Here is a 19,929-nt window from a genome sequence, read left to right on the forward strand (position 1 = left end):
CCACTCATCAGGCGTTCTCGTCACGCCGCCGGGATCATCCCCAGATCGCGGCGAGTCGAGCCGTCGTCGGCAGAGGTGCGAGCCGATCGAGATCGGAGACGGTCACGCCGCCGAGTGCACTGAAGCCTGAACGGGCCGACGTGCTCAGCGAGTTCAGCACCTGAGTGAACGAATAGGCGGGGGAGATGGAGCCCGCCACCAGCGAGTCCGAGACGCGAACGCCCGTCCACGTGCCGTGCAGCATGTTGGCGAGGCTGATCGGGTCCCCTCCGGAGAACATCGGGTAGCGCAGCTGACCGGTCGCGCCGCCGAAGAACGCCGAATGCGTGATCGATCCGCCGCTGTTGCCGCCGGCCATGATGCCCTGATCCGACGACTGGAACAGCACCGAATCCTCGATGGTCACATTCCCGATCGTGCCGCTGCCCGAGGTCGTCACGAACTGCAAGGTGTCGCAGTGGCCGGTGGCGCCGTTGAGCTTGTAGTGCGGCGCGGCGTAGAAGCCGGAGAATCGCAGACCGTCGACGCTGTACCCGCCGGCGGACTTCACCTCGACGCGGTCGTAGTCCACGCCGTGCACGGCCTCGGGTCCGGCGACGACCTCGACGATCTCGACGTTCCTCACGCCGTTGCCGCCGTTGGCGGTGATCAGCAGTCGCGGGACTTTCGAGTAGCCGATCGCCATCGACTCGGAGTTGCGGATCATCACGGGCTGCGCGGAGAAGTCGATGCCGATGATCGACACGCCGTTGACGCCGACGAAGGAGACGCCCGATCCGGCGCCGATCTTCACGGTACCCACGCCGGTGCAGGCGCTCACGAGAATGCGAGAGGAGCGGGTCGCACTGCCAATGTTCTGGAGCACGCCCTTGGCGCTGGACGTGGCGCCGTTGCCGCCGGCGATGGTGCCGGGCGCGACGCAGATGACGACGGGATCCGACGTCTTGGCGGCCGCGACGATGGCGGTGGAGATGGCCGTCCACGTTGCCGCGACGTTCACGCGTCGGGCGGCGTCGGCGCGGGGCGTGCTCTGCGGCCAGTGAGTCCCGTTCGGCCCGTACACCGCGGGCTGCGCGGGCGCGGGGCTGGGCGCTGCATCGGGTGCGGCCGGCGCCACGCTGGGGCTCGGCGAGGGAGCGGGCGGTGCGACCGTCGGTGCGGCCGAGGGCGCGGGCGGTGCCACGGACGGCTCGGGCGACGGGGAAGCCGGAGGCTCGGGCGACGGCGCGGCGGTCGGCTCGGGCTCGGCAACGACCGGCGGCTCCGGCTCTTCTGCCGGCGGCTCCGTCGTCGGGGTCGGCTCCGGAACGGCCGGCACCGTGGGCAGAGGGGTCGGAGGGCTGATCGCGGTGTCCGCGGTGCTCGTGAACACGACATCCACCAGGAAGCTGTGCGCATCGGCCCCGTCGGAGGGGAATGCGCTCGTGCTGCGGTATCGGTAGACGCCCGCATCCTTGGCGAGCGCGATGCCCTCCACAGTCCGCGCCCGGTCGAACACATCAGCGCTGACCGGCATGCGTCCGTTCGAATCGAAGACGCTCACGGTGTAGGTGGAACCAGCGGCGAGTTCGACGTTCACGGGAATCGTCCGCCAGCCGACCGGCGCCGACGGGTTCACCGTGACGCGCTGCAGCAGCGCGCCGGTGCTCGACCACACCGATGCGCTCGTGACGCCCGAGTTGGTCGCGTTCTGGTAGAACTGCACACCGGAGAGGGTGCCGGTCGTGGTGGGGGAGAAGGTCAGCCCGAGCTCGGCCTTGCTCGTGTCGGTGTGCGCGAGGATCTGCGGAGTGCTCGTGTCGGAGATCACCCCCACCGGCGCCGCGGCGGACGCGGCTGCGGGCGCAGCGATACTCGCCGCGATCGTGGCGGCGAGCGAGACTGCGGCGATCGCGAACCGCCTCCGTCGGCGGTCGTGCATGCGCGGCGGAGTCGTGACGGTGGGGGCGTCGGGAGTGGTCATCGCGTTTCCTCGTGGCGTGGAGAGCAGGGTGATCAGGACGGAGGGCGCCGGGTGCGCCCTGAGTGCGGGATGAAGCTCTGGAACGTCCTCGAGGAGGAAGCGGCTACTCGACCTACGAGGTATGCGCACGTCGGCGGGTCGACGATTTCCTCAACCTCTGGAAACCGGCTTCCCGATCGTCGTGTTAGCAGTGATCCTAGAGGTAACGGATGAGCAACGTGTGACGAATGTGAACAGGAGATGCGTTCCCGCGTGATATTGGGCGCGGGATGCATCCGATCGGGCGTCGCTTGGGACACTGCACGACGAAGTGGCGGCCACCTGCTGTGGATGCCGTCTTAGGAAGAAGCGAGCTTGCGCAGTGCGCCGCCTTTGTGCGCGGCATGCGCGCCGGTCTTCTCGGACTCCACGATGTACGCGGGCTCGTCGCTGGACGCGGTGAACTTCTGGTCGGCGAACTCGAAGTCCTTCGTCTTCTTCTCCACGATCACGCCCAGCGTGCGACCCTGCGACGTGTTCCAGCTCACCCGGTCGCCTTTGGCCAGATCCCTCGTCATGAACCGTCCTCCGTTCGCACACCATCCTGCGCTCGCGGGCGTCCAGGCGCCGGGGGTTGACATGTCCGCGAGAATCGGGCTGTGACGACGCGTCTGCTGCTCCTTTCCGACACGCACATCCCCGGTCGTGCCCGGCGCCTCCCCGACCCCGTGCTCCGTGCGGCGGATGCCGCGGATCTGGTGATCCACGCAGGGGACTGGGTCGCGGCATCCGTCCTGGACGAACTCCAGCAGCACGCCGAGGTGATGGGTGTCTACGGGAACAACGACGGCCCCGACCTGCGCGCGCGATTGCCGGAGGTGGCCAAGCGCACCGTCGACGGTGTGCGGATCGCCGTCGTGCACGAGACCGGACCGGCGCAGCGCCGAGAGCTGCGGATGGACGCGGACTATCCGGACGTCGACGTCCTCGTGTTCGGACACAGTCACATCCCGTGGGACACCACCACGCCCGGCAGGCTGCGATTGCTCAACCCCGGTTCTCCGACGGATCGTCGCCGGCAGCCGCATCACACGGTGATGACGGCGGTCATCACCGGGGGAGAACTGACGGGTGTGACCCTCGTCGAGGTGTGACCGGCGTACGCTTGCCCGACCCACCGACCTATCCGAGGAGCCTCGTGTCACGCACCATCGTCATCACCGGAGCAAGCGACGGCATCGGCGCGGCGTCCGCCCGCCAACTGCACGAAGCGGGCGAGACCGTCGTGATCGTCGGGCGTGATCCACGCAAGACCGCGGCCGTGGCAGGACCACTCGGAGTGGACTCCTACATCGCCGACTACAGCGACCTGTCGCAGGTGCACGAACTCGCGGCAGCGCTGCTGGATGCATACCCGCGGATCGACGTCCTCGCCAACAACGCCGGGGGCGTCTTCGGCGACCGGGCGCTGACGATGGACGGGTACGAGCTGACGTTCCAGGTGAATCATCTGGGCGGATTCCTGCTGACCAACCTGCTCCTCGAGCGCCTTGTGCACAGCAGGGCGACAGTCATCCAGACCTCCAGCGCGGCGGCGCGACGCTTTGCGAAGTTCGACTTGGAGAATCTGCAGGGCGAGAAGAAGTACTCCGCAGGTTCGGCCTACGGCAATGCGAAGCTCGAGAACATCCTGTTCACGAAGGAGCTGAACCGCCGATTCGGGGATGCCGGGATCAGCGCGGTGTCCTTTCACCCCGGCGTCATCGGCAGCAGCTTCGCCGCCGGCGCGAAAGGACCGTGGCGATTCATGTACACCAATCCGCTCACCAAGCGGCTCATGGATTCGACCGACGTGGGCGGATCCCGTCTGACGTGGCTGGCCCTGGGCAAGCCCGGCGTGGACTGGGAGCTCGGCGCCTTCTACTCCGACAACCGGGTGGGGCGCACCAACCGCATCGCCGATGATCCCGCGGCTGCGAAGATCCTCTGGGACCGCAGTGCCGAGATGGTCGGGCTGGCCTAGTCTGTGCGCATGTCGCTCCTCTCGATCCTGCGCAGCGCCGCGGGCGCCGCGCTCCTGGCCAATGCCGTGCCGCACGCGGTGCAGGGCTATCAGGGCAAGCAGTTCCCGACGCCGTTCGCCGATCCACCGGGCGAGGGCATGTCGGGGCCGTTGGAGAACATCGGCTGGAGCGCGATCAACACGGTCGCCGGAACGTGGGTGCTCCGCCGTGGCATCCACACCCGCGGCGATGGGCTCGCCGCGGCGATCGGCGCCGTCGGCATGGCCGGTGTCCTGGTCTACCACTTCGGTGACGTGCTGCGCGGCGGTCGTGGTCTGCGTGGACTGCGCGGCGGTGGCGCCACCGGATCGGAGGCCGCCCCACGGCGTGCGCTCATCACGATGACGGAGCCGATCGCCAACGCACTCGCGGGGCGGTCGTGGTTCCCGCTCTGGGCGATCGTGCACCACCAGGGCCGGAGATCCGGCGCCCACTACGCAACGCCGGTCGCCGTGATCCCGACGACCGATTCGGCGATCCTGATGATCGGCCTGCCGTGGGGAGCCGAGACCAACTGGAGCCGCAACGTCCTGGCATCCGGTGGCGCGACCATCGGTTGGCGAGGCGCGGCGCAGTCCACCACGTCACCACGGGTGATCGACCCCGCCGAGGCGTACCTGCTCGCCAAACGGCCGTTCGGATCGATCGTGAAGCGGATGCCGGCGGCGATCGTGCTGCGCAGAACGCCGCCGGCCACGGGGACTGATCTCAGCGGTAGCGGTAGTGCTGAGAGACCGAGTTGATCCACGACGTGAACTGACGTGCTCGCGCATCCTCCCCTGGAGGGACCTGCGCCAGCCAGTGCTGACCGGCCACCTCCACCAGGAGGTAGTTCGCGTGCGGGTTGACGGCCTTCGGCAGGACACGCGGCGTGATCTGACCCCACGCTCCGTATAGGGAGCGGGCGGTGGCTGGCTTGCCGAGCCGACCACGGCGGAGGAACTCGTCGCCGCTCTCGTGCGACGCGATCGCCCCCGCGACCGGTTCGCTGAGTGCACCGAAGTGGATCCAGCGGCCGTCCACGACGATGCCGGCGAAGGCCTCCTCGGAGCCGCTGAAGCGCGCGGCATCCGTCCATCTCGACCCGTCCCACCAGCGCTGACGGCCCCGACCGTCGTCGTACCAGCCCGCGGCGGCCGCGCCGCTGGCCGACAGGGCGCCGGTCCGCAGTTCCACGTCGTGTTCCCGCAGGTCGATGAACTGCTCAGTCCACCGCGTGCCATCCCACCAGCGCTGCTTGCCGTGGCCGTCGTCGTACCAGCCCGCATCCGGTCCCGTGGTCATGGATCGAGGGTAAGCCCAGGATTACGCTTGCGCGTATGCACAGGATCTTCGGCACTCCCTTCGCCGCGGTGTATCCGCTCTACATCGCGAAAGTCGAGCGCAAAGGCCGTTCCAAGGGCGAGGTCGACGAGGTCATCCGGTGGCTCACCGGATTCGACCAGGAGCAGTTGCAACGGCAGGTCGATGAGAACGCGACCTTCGAGCAGTTCTTCGCAGAGGCGCATCTGAACCCGGACGTCGCGCTGATCACGGGCGTCGTCTGCGGCGTGCGCGTCGAGGACATCGACGATCCCCTGATGCAGAAGATCCGATACCTCGACAAGCTCGTAGACGAGCTGGCGCGCGGCAAGGCCATGAGCAAGGTCCTGCGCGTCGCATGAGCGCGTCGGATTCGGGCGGAATTCACTGCCCGCATCCAGCCTCAGCGATATATCGTTATGTATCGCTGACCGACCGCGGTCCGGCGCAGAGGAGGACATCATGAGTGGTTCATTCCTGGGAGACGCGTTCTCGGGTCGTAACAGTGGAGGCGGCGGTGCCGCGAGCGGCGGCGGTCAGGGTTGGCCGATGGACAGCATCTGGCAGGCGATGGAGCAGCTGCGCGGCCAGTTCGAGCAGAAGGTCGGCGCCGGGGCCGGCGGCAGTCGCATGGGCCGCGGTGACGTCCGCACCGCCGTGCTCGCGCTGCTGGCGGAGAAGCCGATGCACGGCTACCAGATCATCCGTGAGATCGAGGAGCGCAGCAACGGATCGTGGAAGCCGAGTCCCGGTTCGGTCTATCCGACGCTCCAGCTCCTGACCGACGAGGGCCTCATCAGCGCGCAGGAGTCCGACGGCCGCAAGACCTACTCGCTGACCGAGGAGGGTCGCGCGGTGGCCGGCGCCGACTCGGGAAAGTCCGCCCCGTGGGAGACCAGCGGTTCGCGTGAGAGCGGCCGTGCCGGAGCGCTGCCGAAGGCGGGGGTGGATCTCGCATCGGCCGTGGCTCAGGTGGGGCGTTCCGGCAGCCCGGAGCAGGTGAAGCAGGCCGTGGACGTCCTGGACGAAGCGCGCCGTAAGCTCTTCTCGATCCTCGCTCAGGACTGACCGCTGTCGGCGGCCGGTCCCGACCCCAGCGCCGGCGTCAAGGAGAACCGATGACCGACGCCGGCGCCATGGGCGCGCGTTACCGCAGGATCACGCGGTTCGCGGCGCGCTACCTCGTTCAGGCGTGGTGGTTCGAGCTCTTTCTGCCTCGCATCGGCCTCGCGCGCGTGTCGGCACGCCACCGCGCTCGACGGCTGCAGCGGATCGCACAGCGCTTCCGGGTGCTCGCGATCGATCTCGGCGGCCTGATGATCAAAGTCGGGCAATTCATGTCGGCACGTCTGGACGTGCTGCCGCCCGAGATCACCAAAGAGCTCGAAGGACTCCAGGACGAGGTTCCCGCCGTCGACTTCGCCGCAATCCGCTTGCAGGCGGAGGCGGAGCTGGGCGTCCCGCTCGAGCAGGCGTACGCGTGGGTCGATCCGACGCCGCTGGCCGCGGCATCCCTGGGGCAGGCGCATCGCGCACGGCTCCGCGCCCCGGATGCCGAAGACACGGGGCTGAGCGATGTCGTCGTCAAGATCCAGCGACCGGGGATCGATTCGATCGTCGATGTCGATCTGCGGGCGCTTCGCAAAGTCGCCGTCTGGCTCAGCCGCGTCCGGCTGGTGGCCGACCGTGTCGACATGCAGTCGCTCGTGGAGGAGTTCGCCGCCACCAGCCTGGAGGAGATCGATTATCTCCATGAGGCGGCCAACTCCGAGCACTTCGCCGCCGATTTCGCCGGCGACGGGCGGGTCGCGGTTCCGGATGTCGTCTGGGAGCGCACGACCCGTCGCGTGCTGACGCTGCAGGACGTGACGGCGATCAAGATCAACGATGTGGACGCGCTGCGCGCGGCGGGGATCGACCCCGCAGCGGTGGCTGCGGAGTTCGCTGCGGTGATGTTCGATCAGCTCTTCGCGGACGGGTTCTTCCACGCGGATCCGCATCCCGGCAACATCTTCGTGACGCCCGTGTCCGAAGTCCATGGAACGGATACCGCGGCGCGACCGTGGCGGCTCACTTTCATCGACTTCGGGATGATGGGGGAGGTGCCGGACGGCCTTCGACGTGGGCTTCGCAGGATTCTGATCGCGGCCGCGTCGCGCGATGGCAAGGGGATGGTCGACGGCATGCGCGACGTCGGGGTCTTCCTCCCGTCCGCGGACACCTCGGAGCTGGAACGGGCGATGACCCAGCTCTTCGCCCGCTTCGGGGGAATGGGTTTCGCGGAGCTGCAGGAGGTGGATCCGCGCGAGTTCCGCGCGTTCGCGGTGGAGTTCGGCGACACGATCCGATCGCTGCCGTTCCAGCTTCCGGAGAACTTCCTGCTCATCGTGCGGGCGATGTCGCTGACGTCCGGTATGTGCAGCGCGCTGGATCCGCGGTTCAACATCTGGGACGCGGTCGAGCCGTATGCCAATCGTCTGATCCGCGAGGAGAGCGGCAACCTCGTGCAGGGGTTCGCCACGCAGGCGGCGTCGGTGGCGAGTACGCTCGCGCGCCTTCCGCAGCGTCTCGACGAGCTCAGCGATCGCATCGAGAGCGGCCGCGTCATCGTGCAGAACCCCCGCCTGGAACGACGGATCGCCGGGGTCGAGCGGATGGGCCGCCGGCTCCTGGCCGCCGTGGTCTTCGCCGCCCTGCTGATCGCCGGCGCGGTTCTGCGTCCCGATGACGTCGTCTTCGCAACGGTGCTGATGATCGCGTCCGTCGTACCGCTGCTGTACGCGTTCTTCGCGGGCGTTCTCGGGCGTCGCGGCCCCGGGCTCTAGTCCGGGTCCTCGTTGTGGCCCACGCGGTGACGACGCACAATGGCGTGATGGAGACGGACACCCTGAAGCTCATCGCGCAGGTCGCCGAAGCGCTGCCCGACCTCGACGCCGCCGCGCTCGAACGGCTCGCCGACGCGCTGGACCAGCTGACCGAGGCGGTCGGGCTCCGGATGGAGGTCGTGCGGGAGGACTGAGGTCAGTCCCGCAGGCCCACGCGGTCGGGGATCTTGAACGGGAGATCGGGCAGCCAAGAGGCAGGATCCGGCCACGCGCGCGAGGCGGGGAGATTGCGCAGCAGCCGGCGCACGGCCGCATCGCGGGGACCCGATGGGGCCGGCGAGGTGAGGACGCGCTGCGGAGCGTGGTGACCGAGGGCGCCGCACCACCAGTGCTTCCACGTGTCGGGTGCGCCCTGCGGTTCGAGGACGATGTAGTAGTCGGGCATCAGCGCTGAGCCTGCCTCGAACCGGGCCAGGACCGTCTCCACCTCGAGCTCCAGGGTGCCCAGCGTCGAGCGGGACTCGAACAGCTCCACCCATGCCGCGGCGACGTGCTCCAGCGGGTCGGCGTCGTGGACGACCCAGGGAGTTCCGGCGGCGGCGATGCGCCGCGTGGCGACATCCGGCTCGCTGCTGTGAAGCGACAGGATCTCGACTCCGGGGATCCCGTCGAGTGTGGCCAGGGCTTCGTCAGACTGCTCGCCGACAACTGCGACGATGGTTCCGGTGTTCATCGTGTGCGCCATGGTCGATCGTACGTCCATCGACGCGAGGTTCGGCGCAACGGCGCAACGGCACGCGCGCCGGCGGGATGCCGGACCCTCAGGCCCGGCATCCGCTCATCAGTACCAGCCGACCGACTCGGAGTGCGACCATGCGCCGCAGGGCGAGCCGTAGCGACCGCTGATGTAACCGAGGCCCCACGAGATCTGAGTGGCGGCGTTGGTCTGCCAGTCGGCGCCGGCGGAAGCCATCTTGCTGCCCGGGAGCGCCTGGGGGATGCCATAGGCGCCGCTGCCTGCGTTGTACGCCTGCGAGTTCCAGCCGGATTCGCGATCCCACAGCGCGACGAGGCAGCCGAACTGGTCATCGCCCCAGCCGTAGCCGGCAAGCATGCCGCGGGCGATGCTCTGGGCTTCGCCGGCGCTGGTACCGGCGCCGGCGAAGGCCGGTGACGGGCTGGCGGTGCTGCCCCCAGAGGACGACGAGGAACTCTGAGCCGCCTGGGCCTCGGCTTCCGCCGCCGCGGCTGCTGCCGCCGCTTCCGCCTCGGCCTGTGCCTGTGCGGCTGCAGCGTCCTGCTCGGCCTTGACCGCGATCGCGGCGTCGAGGCTGCCGCGAAGGCCGCTCACCTTGGTGTTGATAGTTGCCACGAGTGCCGTGACGTCGTCGGTGAGATCGGGCACCAATGGTGCCGGGAGCTTCTGTGCGCCGCTGTCGAGCCGCTTCACGGCCGCTGCCAGGGCGGTGGTGTCCACCGTGGTGTCGGCGACGCCCACGTCCAGTCCTGACGCCTGGATGTCGGTGCTCACCGTGCTCGCGGCGGTGATGGCGGTCTGGGCGGCACTGAGGGCATTGCGGGCCGCGGTCGAGATTCGGTCGGTGCCGGAATCGGTCACCGTGGCCACCGGCTCGACCGACGAGGTGAACGACGCCAGGGCGAACGCGGGGGAGGTGCCGGCCGCATCGGCCATGGACGCCGGCGCCGTGAGCGTCGCGCCGGCGGTCGCGAGGAGACCGAACGCGAGCGCTCCGGCGATGATCAGCGGGCGGCGACGGGCGCGGCTCTCGGCGAGGCGACGGGCGCGGCGGGCAGGAATCGTGGACGTGTTGGAGCGCATAAGACCGGTTTCGTATGAGGAATCCGCGCCCTCGGGAAGGGCGCAAAGCACGAGAAGGTGTCGAAAAGCACGACACAAGTCCCCGAGTCTGTCGTCTCTGTCTGGACGTTACCTGAACGTTATATGGGAGTGACGGCCCGGATCCGGGCAAAGGAACAGCCCGGGACGACGATGTCGTCCCGGGCTGCAGAGAAGAAAATCAGCTGAGCGGCCGGATGTTGGCGGCCTGCATGCCCTTCGGGCCGCGCTCGGCCTCGAACTCGACCTTCTGGTCTTCGCGGAGCTCCTTGTAACCGTCGGTGACGATCGCGGTGTAGTGCGCGAAGAGATCGGCGCCGCCGTCATCGGGAGCGATGAAGCCGAAGCCCTTTTCGGAGTTGAACCATTTCACGGTGCCAGTGGCCATCGTGTCTTTCCTTTTACTTTTCGGGCCGCGTCAGCGACCGGGGGTGCCGTTCCGAAATGTTGCGGAGCGGACGATATGGGGCACGAGGATCTCGTGCGGAGGGATGTGACCGCGGGTGCGATGTGCATCGGATGAAGGGGGATGGGCGGATGTCGAAGAAGACGATCCGGGCGTCAGGCTGTCTGCAGAGCTGCCGTGAGGCAGAGAAATGGACGCATGACCCGAGTGGGCATTCCCCACGCTATCAGGCTCACCTGTGAGTTCCGCGATTCTGCGGCACTTCCTGCGCGATCCGCGTCACCGGGACGAGCGCGAGCAGGATGCCGCCGACGAGTCCGCCGAGTCCGCCGGCGACCATGTCGCCGATCGTGTCCTGATAGGTCACGAAGATCTCGTCGCTGATGAAGGTGAAGCCCGCCCACTCGATCATCTCCCACACGGCGCTGGCCGCAAGGCCCAGCGCGAGGCCGAGCACGATCGCGGATCGCGGCGGGATGCGCTCGCCCGGCCCGGACGGCACGACGCGTCCTGATGCGAGCAGCAGATACCCCATGACTGCGATCAGCCCGGTGCAGACGAAGTGGACGACCAGATCCCACCCGACGACCGTCGTGTAGAGATCGAGCACGTTGCTCCACGCGGCGATCAGGACCACGATCCCGAACAGGATGTCCAGCCACGATCGCGTTCCGAGGAATCGGGGCAGAAGCAGGGCGGGCAGCGCGAGGGCGAGGATGCCGGCATCCGTCCAGGTCCACCACACGGCAGCGGCGATCACGCTCAGAAGACCTGCGACACGGACGACGTCGGCGGCGTAGTCGCCGGGTGAACGTGGCCGACGCAGGAAGTTCTCGATCACGGCTGCCGTCCTCGGCTCATCCGCACGACCACCTGGACGGGGAGGTGATCCGACGGCCATCGACCGTGCGGCATCCGGGTGGAGATGGCGGCGCGCGCGACGTCGAATCGGGACGTGACGAAGATGCCGTCGATGCGACCACGACCGCGTTCCCCTTGCACGCGCCTCGGCGCGCGGTAGCCCGAATACGTCCGCCACTGCGGGCTGAGCTGCTCTTGCGCGGCGGCCCACGTGTCGCGCAGGACGCCGCCGTCCACGAGCGCTCTGATCGCACGAGATGCCGGGTCCGCATTGAAATCGCCCATCACGACGGCTTCGGTCGATCGCCCGGCGACGATCCGGCGCAGGTGCGTCGTCGATCGCGTCCGCGAACGCTCGGAGAAGGGGTCCAGATGTGTGTTGAGCACCTGGAAGGCCTCGCCGCTCACCCGGTCTCGCATGGTCGCCCGCACCACGACCCGGGGCAGCGGATTCCCCCAGCTTCGCGAGCCCGCCTCGAGCGGGCGATCGGACAGCGCCGTCTGGTCCGCCTCGAGCAGCTCGAGACGCTCCGTGTCGTAGAGGATCGGGCATCCTTCGCCGCGCGGGCCGGGCCAGCGCCCGAAGCCGACCCGTCGGTAGCGGTCGCCGAGGGCGGAGCGCAGATAGCCGGCTTGATCCGGCAGCGCCTCCTGGATCCCGAGGACGGTGGGCGCCTCCGAGGCGACGAGGTCGGCAACGGATGCCCGGCGTGACTTCCAGCGGTCGACGCTGCGCGTCGGGAACACGTCCAGCCGACGGCGCACGTTGAAGGTCATGAGGTGCAGCTCAGGCGGGGCGACGGGGCCGATCACGACGCTCACGACGCCGCTCGCGGGGTCGGGACGCGAAGTCGATGCAGCACACGTCGAAGGGTCAGGCGCACCCAGCGTACGGGCGGGAAGTCGGCCGGCCAGTGCACGACGATCGTCCGTGCCCCGCGGACGATACGCCTTCGGAACGCACGGCCGTCGGTGAACGGCCGCATCGAGATGCCCATCGCCGCGCCCGGGACGAATGCGATGCGGTGCCGCTCGCCGAAGTGGAACGCGAGGTCCAGATCGTCGTGGAGCTCCGGATCCGCCTGATGGACCGAGGAGCGGATGCTCCGCCACGCCGACCGCCGGAAGCCCATGTTCGACCCGAAGAGCGGCAGATGTCCCAGCGCCGGGGAGCACATCGTCGCGTACCCGCCGAGATAGCATGCGGCCAGCGACGCGCGCAGCGGGCGTGGGCCGTCGATGAACCGAGCGCCGCCGGTGAGCACCGAGACATCCCGTCGAGCATCGAAGGCATCTGTCATCGCCGAGACCCAGCCGGCGGCGGGAAGGCAGTCCGCGTCCATGCGCAGGATGATCTCGCCGTTCGCCGCGTCGTATCCTGCAGCGGCCGCAGCCGGGATGCCGGGCTCGTCGCAGGAGATCAGCAGCGCACCGGCGCCGCGCGCGATCGCCGACGAGTCGTCGATCGAGCCGTTGTCGACGACGACGATCTCGTCGGGCTTTCGGGTCTGCAGCTCCAGCGCGCGAAGGCAGCGTCGGAGTGCGTCCGCATCGTCCTTGACGGGGATGACCACGGAAACCGTCGTCGGGCGGGCAGGCGTGCCGGGGGTCACGTCGTCTCTTCTCGGGAGTGTTGACCTCCACGCTATGCAGAAGCCGAACCGCCGGCGGGCGGTTGACAGCTCAGCCCAGGCGCGTTAGATCGGCCAGCACTGAGCGCGCCACGCGGTCTCCGGAGACGAGGGCGCCCTGGATCGAGGCGGTGTCGCGGTGATCGCCGGCGACGTACACCGCTTCGGTGATCCGCGCGGGTGTGATCGTTCGCAACGGTGCGGCCTGTGCGGACAGCGCGTCCGGGATGTCGTCGCGGCGCAGGAGCTCCAGGTCCGAGGCTCCGGTTCCCCACATCTCGGCGAGCTGCGTGCGCACGACCGCCTCGGGAACCGGCGCGGCGCCACCGTGGGGCAGCAGGCACGTCGCCGACACGAGGTGACGGCCGGGCGGGGCATAGGTGGGCGCGGCGTGCGACATCACGACGGCGTTCACGATCGGGCCGCGCCGGCGGCCGTCCACGTGCAGCATCGCAGACGGCGTGGGTGCGGCATCCGTCGCGAACCACCACGTCTGCAGTCCGCGCGTGGGAGGCGCGGGGATCTCCACGAGCGAGCTGACGGACTCCGGGCCCACTGCGAGCACGACCGAGCGCGCGGTCAGGCTGTCGGCTCCCCGGATCGCCACATCGACGGCGCGCGGCCCGCTGGCGATGCCGGTCACGGAGTGACCCAGCCGGATCTCGACACCCGCGACGCGGGCAACGTGCGCCAGCTGCGCAGGCAGGGCCGCGATGCCCGCGGCGGGGACACCCGGCGCTCCGAGCGCGAACATGCGGATGAGGAGTCGTGCGAACGCGTCGGAGGTCTCGGGGCCGTCTTGGTCCTCGCGTGCGAGGTCCTCCCCGATCACGCCCGCCAGGAACGGCTCGAGCACCTCCGTCCGGAGGGCGCCGGCGACGCCGAATCGATCCCAGCCCGCGCGCAACGTCGTATCGGCAGCGCGGACGGCGGCGCGCGGACGGAGGATCGTCGGGGCGACCCAGCGCGCGAGGGCACCGAGCTGTCGCGGATCGATCAGGCCGCTGCGCAGGGAGGCGGGAATGCTCCTCGGATGGCGGATCGGATGCGCGAGTTCGACGAGGCCCTGCGCTCTGCGCACCCGGACGCCGACGGGGAAGGTCTGCAATCGCAGCGCCTGGACGTCGACCCAGCGGCCGACCGCCGGATACGCGGGATTGAGCACCTGGAATCCGCGGTCCAGGAGGAACCCGTCGACCATGTCCGTCCGCTGGCGTCCACCCACGACTTCGGCGGCTTCCAGCAGCGTCACGCCCAGACCCGCCATCGCCAGCTGCGCCGCGCAGCGCAGGCCAGCCAGGCCCGCCCCGATCACGACCACGTCGCAGCTGTCCACGGTGCGAGCCTACGGCGGTGGGGTTGCGAGCCGACGGGTTGCGGATCCGGCGACATCCTCATGCGGATCGAGCGATCCACCGAGCAAGAGGCGGCGCGTAGCCTGATGGCATGACGAACGGTCTCGCCGCAACAGGTGCCCGGGCGCAGCTGGCGGCGTTGGCGGGCGGTTCCGGGCGGACGTCGCAGACCCAGGTCTTCCCGGCCGCTGAGAGTCTGCCCGAGGCGGAGAACGCGCGGTCCGCGGCCGTGCTGCTGTTGTTCGGCATCCTCGATGCGCTCCCGAGCGATCACGATGCGCAGACTGAGGCGGTCTCGCGCGATCTCGACGTCCTGCTCCTCGCGCGCGCCACGACGCTGCGCTCCCATCCCGGACAGGTCGCATTCCCGGGTGGACGGATCGATCCAGGGGACGCCTCGCCGATCGCCGCGGCTCTCCGCGAAGCGCGCGAGGAGACCGGGCTGGATACGGACGGGGTCGAGATCCTCGGTCCTCTCGCAGACATCCCCCTCGCCTTCTCACGGCACCTCGTCACGCCGGCGCTCGCGTGGTGGCGGCATCCGTCCCCCGTCCGAGTGGTCGATGTCGCCGAGTCGGCCGACGTCTTCCGCGCCCCGGTCGCAGACCTCCTGGATCCGTCGCATCGAGGCGTGACGGTGATCCGCCGAGACGGCCGCGAATGGCGCGGGCCCGGTTTCCTGGTCCCGCATGCGGGTGGGGAGCATCTGGTGTGGGGATTCACCGCGGGCCTGCTCGACGGCCTGTTCGACCGCCTGGGATGGACTGAGCCGTGGGATCGGGGCCGCGAGCTCGCGCTGGACGTGCCCGTCTAGCTGCCGGCGTGGCGTCGCACCATGGTGTTCCCGCGGCCACCTGAGGCGTAGATTCGGGGCGTGAGCGAGCACAACGGCACCGAGGAGCCCGGCGGCGCCGACGAGGTCGGTGCGGCACGCGATGCGATGGACCCGCACGGTGGCGGGCTCCGTGATCGCGCGGTGCCGAATCTGCCCTCCCGCGACTTCGACCTCACTGTCTCCTTCTACGCCGGGTTCGGCTTCGAGGTCGACTATCGCGACGGTGGATGGCTGATCCTGCGGCGCGGTGGGGTCGTCCTGGAGTTCTTCCTCGCGCCCGAGCTCGATCCCTACTCGAGCTGGTTCATGGCCAGCATCCGGGTCAGCGAACTGGACGATCTGTACCGGGACGTGCGCGCCAGCGGCGTCCCGGAGGCGACGACGGGCATCCCACGTCTGGTCCCGGTGGCGCTGCAGGAGTGGGGGCAGCGCGCGGGATACCTCATCGATCGCGACGGCACGCAGCTGCACCTCATCGAGGATCGCCGCTGAGCGTCGCCGCCCGGCCGATCAGACCCCGACTCTGGCGAACGCGTCCTGGCTGATGCCCCGCTCCAGCACGACCTTCGCCCACTCCCGAGCGGAGTGCAGGGAGTGATCCCGATAGTTTCCGCACGCCAGGGCTGAGACACCGGGGATGTCGGCTTCGACGGCGTCCTCGGCGATGAAGCGCAGGCTGTCGGTCAGTGCGCGCACGACGTCGGCGACGGCGGGCTCGCCCCACATCAGGAGGTGGAAACCGGTACGGCAGCCGAACGGCGAGATGTCGATGACTCCCGCGATGCGCTCGCGCAGGAGGCCCGCCAGCATGTGCTCGAGCGTGTGCAGGCCAGCGGTGGGGATCTCGCCCTCATTGGGCTGGACGAGTCGCACGTCGAAGTTCGTGATCGCATCGCCCGACGGACCGTGCTCGACGCCGATCCTGCGCACATACGGGGCCAGGACGGCGGTGTGGTCCAGCGTGAAGCTCTCGATCTCGGGCATCAGTTCCTCCTCGTGAACGCGTCCAGGCGTTCGATCAGTTCTGTCAGGTTGTCCTCGTCGTGCACGAGGCCGATCCGGATGTTGCCGCGACCGCGCGGGCCGAAGCCGTCGCCGGGAGCGACCGCGACGCGCTCCTCCTCGAGCAGTCGTCGGGCGAAGGAGAGCGCATCGATGTCATCGCCCGGCACCCGCATCCACACGAAGAACGTGCCCGCGGGCGCCGCGACATCCCACCCGATGGCCCGCAGCCCAGCCACCACCAGATTCCGTCGCCGCTGATAGATCCGGACGAGGTCGGCGGCAGCCGTCTGGTCGCCGCTCAGTGCGACGGCGGCGGCCTCCTGCGTGGCGCCGAACATCGTGCTGAACGCGTGTGCCTGATATCGCTTCATGGCGGCGATGATCGACGCGTTGCCGGCGGCGAAGCCGAACCGCCAGCCGGCCATGCTGTAGGTCTTGGAGAGTGTCTGCACCTCGACGGTGCGCTCGAGGCCGGTATCGACGGCGAGTGCGGACAGCGGACGAGCGCCGTCGAAGCCGAGGGACGCGTAGGCGAAGTCGTGCACGAACGCGGCACCGGTGCGCTCTGTGAAACGCAGCGCCGATTCGAACGTCTCCCGCGCTGCCAGCGCGCCGGTCGGGTTGTTCGGGTAGTTCAGCAGCAGCAGTCGCGCTGCGGCGAGGTCCTCCAGCGCGGCGAAATCGGGCTGGTAGTCCGGCTCGTGCAGCGGCAGCGGGACGAGGACCGCCCGCGCCAGATCCACTGCGGACGTGTACATCGGGTAACCGGGGTCGGGCAGCACGACGTTCGCACCTGGGTCCGCCAACGACAGCACGGCGGACATCAACCCCTCGTGCGAGCCGTGGAAGATCGCCACTTCGCAGGACGGGTCGATCGCAACGCCGTGATCCTCCCGATACCGCAGGGCGATGGCATCCCGCACCGAAGGTCTGCCGGCGTACGACGGGTAGCGGTGGTTCAGCGGGTCGGCGACTTCGCGCTGCATCGCCGCCACGATGTGCTCGGGTGTCGGCAGGTCGGGGTTGCCCTTGGACACGTCGATCATGCGCGGGCCGGGCAAGGCTGAGATGCGGGCGACCTCGCGGTCCATGGCGCCCCAGAAGTTGGGCGGAAGTGCGCTCGTGCGAGCCGACGAGGAGAATTCCACGGTGCTCAACGCCTCCGATACCGACGCGCGATGCTGTTGCCGATCGTCTGCAGACCCTGCACGAGGACGATGAGGGTGATGCACGTGATGACCATGGCGAAGCCGTCGTATCGCTGATACCCGTAGGAGAGTGCGAGGTCGCCGATGCCGCCGGCTCCGACCGTGCCGGCCATGGCGGTGGCATCGATCAGACCCACCGAGGCGATCGTCAGCGCCAGGATCAGCGAACTGCGCGCCTCGGGCAGCAGGAACCGCCAGAAGATCTGGAACGGCGAAGCGCCCATCGCCCTGGCCGCCTCCACCACACCGCTGGGCACCTCCAGGAGCGAGTTCTCGACCAGTCGTCCGATATAGGGCGAGATCATGACCGTCAGCGGGACCACGGCCGCCCAGACGCCGATGCTGGTTCCGACGATGAGCCTCGTGAAGGGGAGGATCGCCACGAGCAGGATGATGAACGGCAGTGAGCGGAAGAGGTTCACGATCACACCGAGGATGATGTTGACCGGCCGGTTGGGAAGGACGCCGCCGGGACGGGTGAGGGCCAGGACCGTTCCGATGACGATGCCGAGGATCGACCCGAACAGAAGAGCGACGCCCAGCATCTGCATCGTCTCGCCGAGCGCCTTGAGGAAGATGTCGGGCGTGATCAGCGTCCACTTGTCGCCGTTGCCGTTCACGCGGACACCTCTTCCAGGTGCACGACACGCGCCGCGAGGAAGGCCCGGGCGGTCGCGACCTGCTCAGCGCGGCCGGTGACCTTCACGATCATCTGCCCGATGGTGTGCTCCTGGATCTCGGTCATGTCGGCGTGGAGCATGTTCACCTGCACGCCGATGTCCGTGATGAGGTCTGACACGAGCGGCTGGACGACCTCCTCATCCAGAAGGAGGAGCCGCCACAGTCCCTCCCCGCCGATGTGCTCCACCACGCGATCGGGGATGCCCTGCGGCACGACGGTCGAGACGAAGTCGCGTGTGACGCCGGCCTGCGGTCGGAGGAATGTCTCCAGCACGGTGCCCTGTTCTACGACCTCGCCGTCGGCCATGACGGCGACCTCGTCAGCGAGGTCCTTGATGACATCCATCTCGTGGGTGACCACGAGGATCGTGGTGCCGTACTCGCGGTTGATGCTGCGCAGCAGCTCGATGATCTGCACGGTCGTGGTGGGATCCAGCGCGCTGGTCGCCTCGTCGGCCAGCAGGATCCGCGGGTTGCGGGCCAGTGCGCGGGCGATGCCCACGCGCTGCTTCTGACCACCGGAGAGCTCGCCGGGGTGGTTGCCGGCTTTCGCGCTCAGCCCGACGAAGTCCAGCACCTCATCGGCTCGCTCCCTCGCCTTCGCCTTCGACACCCCGTCGAGCCGGAGCGGCATGGCGACGTTGTCGCGCACGCTGACGGTCTCGAGGAGATTGAACTGCTGGAAGATCATGCCGGTGTGCTTCTGCGCTGCGCGAAGGGCGCGACCGCCGAGCGAGCCGATGTCCACGCCGTCGACAACGACGTGGCCCGTCGTGGGCTTCTCCAGCCCGTTGACCATTCGCACGAGCGTCGACTTGCCCGCTCCGCTGTAGCCGATGACGCCGAAGATCGTGCCCGGTTCCACCGTCAGCGATACGCCGCGAAGGGCCGCCGTGCCGGCGGCCCTTCCGGTGAAGGTCTTGGAGACGTCGTCGAAGACGACGCCCCCGGCTTCCGCTGATCTCACTCGAACCAGGCGGGGAGGTTGTAACCGCCGTACTGCGGATCGGAGGTGATGTAGTCGATGAACTCCGGCGACTCGTACGCGGCCTTGATCGCCTGCGCCCAGTCGGTTTCGACGTCCTCCGCGCGGATGGCCACGATGTTCGAGAACTCGATGGGCTGATCCTCTACCGCGAGGGCGTCGTCGTAGTCCAGGCCGCCGGCGACGATGAAGTTGCCCTGGATCACCGCGTAGTCCACGTCCTGCAGCGCCGGAACCTGCTGCGCGTTCTCGATGGGCGTGATGTTCAGGTTCTTCGGGTTGTCCGTGATGATCGACAGATCGGCCGTGTTCGGGTCGTCCACGTCGTCGAAGTCGACCCAGCCGATGTCACGCAGCACCAGGAGCGCCCGGTAGAGGTTGGACGGTGCGTTCGGCACGGTGACCGTCGACCCGTCGGCGACGTCGTCCAGGCTCGAGAGCTTCCCTCCGAACAGCGCCATGTTCGGTGTGGGGACCTGTACCAGGGCGGCGTTGTCGATGCCTTCCTGTGCGTTGACGAAGTCCATGTAGACCGGGTGCTGCATGATGTTCGCGTCGATCTCGCCCGTGGAGACGGCGACGTTCACGACGATGCCGTCGGTGAAGTCGACGGTCTCGACGGCGTACCCCTCCTCTTCGAGGACGGGCCGGATCCCGTCCTGGAACATCTCCAGGTACGGTCCGGGGTTGAAGCCGATCTTGATGCTGGTCGGCTCCGGCCCGGCACCGTCCTCGGACGCGGCGGGGGAGGCGGTCCCGCCGCCGCTGCAGGCGGTCAGGATCAGGGCGATCGCGGCGGCGGCGGTGCCCAGGAGGGCCTTTCGGGAAGTGCGCATGGGTCCTCTTCGGGTGCGTGGGTAACAGGGTGGACGGCGCTCTGCTGCTCGCGCGGACCTCACGCTATCCGCGCGATTGAAACGTTCCGAAACGTGGTGTCACACTCGGCAACAGAGTGGGTCCGAGGACGGACTT

Annotated in this window: 24 protein-coding genes; 9 read left to right on the forward strand and 15 right to left on the reverse strand. The window is 68.8% G+C overall.

Annotated features, from left to right (window positions below):
* Positions 1–34: 34 nt before the first annotated feature.
* Together BLT19_RS10915 and BLT19_RS10920 are read right to left on the reverse strand one after the other, a co-directional pair.
* Positions 35–1,963: a DUF4082 domain-containing protein gene (locus BLT19_RS10915; RefSeq protein WP_091489789.1), complete on the reverse strand. Its 1,929-nt coding sequence runs from the start codon at positions 1,961–1,963 to the stop codon at positions 35–37.
* A 338-nt stretch (positions 1,964–2,301) separates the two neighbouring features.
* Positions 2,302–2,520, reverse strand: a complete 219-nt coding sequence (locus tag BLT19_RS10920) for a hypervirulence associated TUDOR domain-containing protein (RefSeq protein WP_091489794.1) — start codon at positions 2,518–2,520, stop codon at positions 2,302–2,304.
* Positions 2,521–2,601: 81 nt separating this feature from the next.
* On the opposite strand from BLT19_RS10920, the gene BLT19_RS10925 reads away from it, so the two are divergent.
* From BLT19_RS10925 to BLT19_RS17990, 3 genes are read left to right on the forward strand one after another with little or no spacing between them, the layout of a single operon-like run.
* Positions 2,602–3,096 (forward strand): metallophosphoesterase family protein, encoded by a 495-nt coding sequence (locus BLT19_RS10925; RefSeq protein WP_091489798.1) that lies wholly within the window; start codon positions 2,602–2,604, stop codon positions 3,094–3,096.
* Positions 3,097–3,140: 44 nt separating this feature from the next.
* Positions 3,141–3,965 carry an SDR family NAD(P)-dependent oxidoreductase gene (locus BLT19_RS10930; protein ID WP_091489801.1) on the forward strand — a complete coding sequence of 275 codons (825 nt, stop codon included), beginning with the start codon at positions 3,141–3,143 and terminating at the stop codon, positions 3,963–3,965.
* 9 nt (positions 3,966–3,974) lie between these two features.
* Positions 3,975–4,748: a nitroreductase family deazaflavin-dependent oxidoreductase gene (locus tag BLT19_RS17990; RefSeq protein ID WP_091489805.1), complete on the forward strand. Its 774-nt coding sequence runs from the start codon at positions 3,975–3,977 to the stop codon at positions 4,746–4,748.
* Here BLT19_RS17990 and BLT19_RS17995 read toward each other — a convergent pair.
* Complete coding sequence (locus tag BLT19_RS17995) at positions 4,714–5,289, reverse strand: DUF2510 domain-containing protein (RefSeq protein ID WP_091489810.1); 576 nt, start codon at positions 5,287–5,289, stop codon at positions 4,714–4,716. The genes BLT19_RS17990 and BLT19_RS17995 overlap by 35 nt on opposite strands.
* A gap of 35 nt (positions 5,290–5,324) precedes the next feature.
* Between BLT19_RS17995 and BLT19_RS10945 the strand changes: the two genes are divergently transcribed.
* The 4 genes from BLT19_RS10945 to BLT19_RS17670 all read left to right on the forward strand — a co-directional run bounded on the left by BLT19_RS10945 (position 5,325) and on the right by BLT19_RS17670 (position 8,326).
* Positions 5,325–5,669 (forward strand): DUF2200 domain-containing protein, encoded by a 345-nt coding sequence (locus tag BLT19_RS10945; protein WP_091489813.1) that lies wholly within the window; start codon positions 5,325–5,327, stop codon positions 5,667–5,669.
* Between the two features lie 100 nt (positions 5,670–5,769).
* Complete coding sequence (locus BLT19_RS10950; protein WP_091489817.1) at positions 5,770–6,375, forward strand: PadR family transcriptional regulator; 606 nt, start codon at positions 5,770–5,772, stop codon at positions 6,373–6,375.
* 50 nt (positions 6,376–6,425) lie between these two features.
* Entirely contained in the window at positions 6,426–8,132 is a 1,707-nt protein-coding gene (locus BLT19_RS10955; protein WP_091489821.1) for an ABC1 kinase family protein, read from the forward strand.
* 47 nt (positions 8,133–8,179) lie between these two features.
* Complete coding sequence (locus BLT19_RS17670) at positions 8,180–8,326, forward strand: hypothetical protein (RefSeq protein WP_157681847.1); 147 nt, start codon at positions 8,180–8,182, stop codon at positions 8,324–8,326.
* 2 nt (positions 8,327–8,328) lie between these two features.
* On the opposite strand, the gene BLT19_RS10960 is transcribed toward BLT19_RS17670, so the two are convergent.
* The 7 genes from BLT19_RS10960 to BLT19_RS10990 all read right to left on the reverse strand — a co-directional run bounded on the left by BLT19_RS10960 (position 8,329) and on the right by BLT19_RS10990 (position 14,224).
* Positions 8,329–8,877 carry a hypothetical protein gene (locus BLT19_RS10960; protein WP_091489826.1) on the reverse strand — a complete coding sequence of 183 codons (549 nt, stop codon included), beginning with the start codon at positions 8,875–8,877 and terminating at the stop codon, positions 8,329–8,331.
* 96 nt (positions 8,878–8,973) lie between these two features.
* Positions 8,974–9,972, reverse strand: coding sequence for an aggregation-promoting factor C-terminal-like domain-containing protein (locus tag BLT19_RS10965; protein WP_172825621.1), 999 nt, complete (start codon positions 9,970–9,972; stop codon positions 8,974–8,976).
* A gap of 199 nt (positions 9,973–10,171) precedes the next feature.
* Positions 10,172–10,378 (reverse strand): cold-shock protein, encoded by a 207-nt coding sequence (locus BLT19_RS10970; protein WP_091489830.1) that lies wholly within the window; start codon positions 10,376–10,378, stop codon positions 10,172–10,174.
* A gap of 250 nt (positions 10,379–10,628) precedes the next feature.
* Positions 10,629–11,237 carry a hypothetical protein gene (locus tag BLT19_RS10975; protein WP_091489834.1) on the reverse strand — a complete coding sequence of 203 codons (609 nt, stop codon included), beginning with the start codon at positions 11,235–11,237 and terminating at the stop codon, positions 10,629–10,631.
* Positions 11,234–12,079, reverse strand: coding sequence for an endonuclease/exonuclease/phosphatase family protein (locus BLT19_RS10980; protein ID WP_091489837.1), 846 nt, complete (start codon positions 12,077–12,079; stop codon positions 11,234–11,236). Before BLT19_RS10980 ends, BLT19_RS10975 begins: the two co-directional genes overlap by 4 nt.
* Positions 12,076–12,870 (reverse strand): glycosyltransferase family 2 protein, encoded by a 795-nt coding sequence (locus BLT19_RS10985; RefSeq protein ID WP_091489842.1) that lies wholly within the window; start codon positions 12,868–12,870, stop codon positions 12,076–12,078. The genes BLT19_RS10980 and BLT19_RS10985 overlap by 4 nt, the downstream gene beginning before the upstream one ends.
* A 70-nt stretch (positions 12,871–12,940) precedes the next feature.
* Positions 12,941–14,224: an NAD(P)/FAD-dependent oxidoreductase gene (locus BLT19_RS10990; RefSeq protein ID WP_091489850.1), complete on the reverse strand. Its 1,284-nt coding sequence runs from the start codon at positions 14,222–14,224 to the stop codon at positions 12,941–12,943.
* A gap of 110 nt (positions 14,225–14,334) precedes the next feature.
* On the opposite strand from BLT19_RS10990, the gene BLT19_RS10995 reads away from it, so the two are divergent.
* Together BLT19_RS10995 and BLT19_RS11000 are read left to right on the forward strand one after the other, a co-directional pair.
* Positions 14,335–15,057, forward strand: coding sequence for an NUDIX hydrolase (locus tag BLT19_RS10995; protein WP_091489854.1), 723 nt, complete (start codon positions 14,335–14,337; stop codon positions 15,055–15,057).
* Between the two features lie 60 nt (positions 15,058–15,117).
* The gene (locus BLT19_RS11000) at positions 15,118–15,570 is read left to right on the forward strand and encodes a bleomycin resistance protein (protein WP_231917626.1); all 453 of its coding nucleotides are present in this window, start codon (positions 15,118–15,120) and stop codon (positions 15,568–15,570) included.
* A gap of 18 nt (positions 15,571–15,588) precedes the next feature.
* Here the strand turns inward: BLT19_RS11000 and BLT19_RS11005 are convergent, their stop codons facing one another.
* From BLT19_RS11005 to BLT19_RS11025, 5 genes are read right to left on the reverse strand one after another with little or no spacing between them, the layout of a single operon-like run.
* Positions 15,589–16,062 (reverse strand): S-ribosylhomocysteine lyase, encoded by a 474-nt coding sequence (locus BLT19_RS11005; RefSeq protein WP_091489857.1) that lies wholly within the window; start codon positions 16,060–16,062, stop codon positions 15,589–15,591.
* Positions 16,062–17,231 (reverse strand): aminotransferase class I/II-fold pyridoxal phosphate-dependent enzyme, encoded by a 1,170-nt coding sequence (locus BLT19_RS11010; protein WP_231917884.1) that lies wholly within the window; start codon positions 17,229–17,231, stop codon positions 16,062–16,064. The genes BLT19_RS11005 and BLT19_RS11010 overlap by 1 nt, the downstream gene beginning before the upstream one ends.
* 5 nt (positions 17,232–17,236) lie before the next feature.
* Complete coding sequence (locus tag BLT19_RS11015; protein ID WP_231917627.1) at positions 17,237–17,911, reverse strand: methionine ABC transporter permease; 675 nt, start codon at positions 17,909–17,911, stop codon at positions 17,237–17,239.
* Positions 17,908–18,939 (reverse strand): methionine ABC transporter ATP-binding protein, encoded by a 1,032-nt coding sequence (locus BLT19_RS11020; RefSeq protein WP_091489864.1) that lies wholly within the window; start codon positions 18,937–18,939, stop codon positions 17,908–17,910. Before BLT19_RS11020 ends, BLT19_RS11015 begins: the two co-directional genes overlap by 4 nt.
* A complete protein-coding gene (locus tag BLT19_RS11025; RefSeq protein WP_091489868.1) occupies positions 18,936–19,793 on the reverse strand; it encodes a MetQ/NlpA family ABC transporter substrate-binding protein in 858 nt (285 codons plus the stop codon). Before BLT19_RS11025 ends, BLT19_RS11020 begins: the two co-directional genes overlap by 4 nt.
* Positions 19,794–19,929 lie beyond the last annotated feature (136 nt).

This window comes from Microbacterium pygmaeum (assembly GCF_900100885.1).
Classification (GTDB): Bacteria; Actinomycetota; Actinomycetes; order Actinomycetales; family Microbacteriaceae; genus Microbacterium; species Microbacterium pygmaeum.